Here is a 2,170-nt window from a genome sequence, read left to right on the forward strand (position 1 = left end):
GAGGCAGCTTGCGAGCGGGCGCTGCTGATCAACGCGATCGCCTACTCCTCCGTCAACGCGATCCTCAATCCGGCTCGACAGGGTAGGCGCGCCGCCCGAGCAAGCTGCGCCGACGCCTGCGCACCCCAACATCCGTGGCAGTACCTATTACCAGTGAAGGAAAGGAAGAAAGAATGCTGACAAACCCAACACTTGATCAGATGCATCCCTCGGGCTCGCCGGCATGGCGGCCGCCTGGCGGCAGGACAGCGCCGGCGACCTAAGCCGCGACGAGTGGCTCGGCGTGATGCTCGATCGCGAGGTCGCCATGCGGGCCGACAAGCGGCGTCAGGAACAAGCTCGCCAAAAGCTGCGCTTTCCCGAAGCCTGCATCGAAGACGTCGACTTTGCCACGCCGCGCGGGCTCGACCGATGCAACACCATGGCGCTCGCCGAGGGCGAATGGCTGAAAGCGCATGAGAATTTGATCGTCACGGGGCAAACCGGCACCGGCAAGCATGGTTGGCCTGTGCCTTCGGCCGGCAAGCGACACGGCTCGATCATTCCGTGCTCTATGTGCGCGTGCCGCGGCTGTTCGAGGACCTGGCGCTCGTCCGCCTCGACGGCCGCTTTCCCCGCCTCATCGAAAAGCTCACCCGCGTCCAACTGCTCATCCTCGACGACTTCAGAACCCACAGCCTCACCGACCAGCAGCGCTTGCATCTGTTCGAAATCGTCGAGGAGCGCTATCAAAGACGAGCGATTATGGGAGGCCGCACAAACGATCCAGCGCTCAACCGATTCTGCCGAAAAGTGCGACGGACATGGCTTCGGCTGAGACGGCGTAGCCAGAAAAGCCGGCGCATGGGCTGGGGTCGGAGTTCGAGATCCTGATAGCACGTTTCCGCCTGCCAACTCCGATATGACGCGGCCGATTGGCTGAGCTACTCGACCACGATCTCGCGACACCGGGCCAATGCTTTAAGATCAAAGATCCGGCAATCCATCTTTACCCAGAGGTATAAGAGCATTGATTATACACGATGTGTCCGATTTCAGACGCGGCCCCCTTGCTATGGCCGAAATTTTGTTCTGTACAAAGAAGCAATCTCCAATAGGTGGAAGTGCGATGTCTCGAACGTCGAAGCCCAAAAAGTTGAGCTCCGTCAAACTGCTGGAGGACATAGATCTGTCCCCAGACTCCTCGTTGCGGGATAATCTTGGCCCGCTGACGCTCGAAGCTGGAATCGGTGCCGAGGTGCGGCGACTGCGGAAGCTGCGCGACTTGACGGTCACGGAACTAAGCGCAGCGGCGGGAATTTCGACAGGCACGCTGTCGAAAATCGAGAATGGTGGTATGGGCGCATCTGTCACGACGCTCAATGCCCTTGCGCACGTTTTGAACGTGCCGATTAGTCAGCTGTTCGTCGAAACGGAGGAGCGCCGCGACTGTTCGTTCGTCAAAGCGGGCAAAGGGGTCGAGATCGCACGAGGCGGCAGCAAGGCCGGACACCTCTACCAGTTGCTCGGCTATTCGCTGGTGGGCGCCGTCGGCGTCGATCCCTATCTGGTGACGCTGAGCACGGACGCTGTACCCTATAGCGGGTTCCGCTACGCTGGTGTCAGGTTCGTCTACATGCTTGCCGGGAAAGTCGTTTATCGACATGCCGACAGGACCTACATCCTCGAACCGAATGACGCAATGGTATTCGACGCCGGCGCGCGTCACGGGCCGGAAGAGTTACTGAAGACTCCGATACAGTATCTTTCCGTGAACATTTATAGTCGCGTTTAGGCTGTGCGCGGCGGAGCCGTATGCTTCGCCGATGTGCCTGGGCAGACTTAGAGCGGGTCATTTCCGGTCGTATCCGCATCGGCGAAGTAGTTTGAGCACTCGAGGGGTGTCGTCCGGTTGAGGATTTCGCCGATCGCCTGACAGACGGTTTCGGTCGTCAGTTTGGCCGTCTTTCGAAGCCAGTGTTGAGCTTGGCGAAGAACTGCTTCGATGGGATTGAGGTCGGGTGAGTATTTGGGCAGGAGAATCAACTTGGCCCCGGCCTGCGAATGGCGCGACGCACGGCCTTGCCCTTGTGCGAGCCGAGATTGATGGGGTGGACGCCCCCTCACGGCATCGCTGTGCCAAAGTGGTGTCGTTGATCATCACATGAACGGAGGCATCCATGTTGGAAGT

Annotated in this window: 1 protein-coding gene and 3 pseudogenes; 3 read left to right on the top strand and 1 reads right to left on the bottom strand. The window is 59.5% G+C overall.

The features are described 5' to 3' along the window. The 3 genes and pseudogenes from NKI52_RS32565 to NKI52_RS32575 all read left to right on the top strand — a co-directional run. Positions 1-157: pseudogene (locus NKI52_RS32565) on the top strand (IS21 family transposase); the annotation flags it as partial. A gap of 66 nt (positions 158-223) precedes the next feature. Next, positions 224-873: pseudogene (locus tag NKI52_RS32570) on the top strand (ATP-binding protein). Positions 874-1,135: 262 nt separating this feature from the next. Beyond that, positions 1,136-1,774, top strand: a complete 639-nt coding sequence (locus NKI52_RS32575) for a helix-turn-helix domain-containing protein (protein WP_352700860.1) — start codon at positions 1,136-1,138, stop codon at positions 1,772-1,774. Between the two features lie 202 nt (positions 1,775-1,976). Here NKI52_RS32575 and NKI52_RS32580 read toward each other — a convergent pair. Next, positions 1,977-2,084: pseudogene (locus tag NKI52_RS32580) on the bottom strand (transposase); the annotation flags it as partial. Positions 2,085-2,170 lie beyond the last annotated feature (86 nt).

This window comes from Mesorhizobium sp. M0590, assembly GCF_040320905.1.
Classification (GTDB): Bacteria; Pseudomonadota; Alphaproteobacteria; order Rhizobiales; family Rhizobiaceae; genus Mesorhizobium.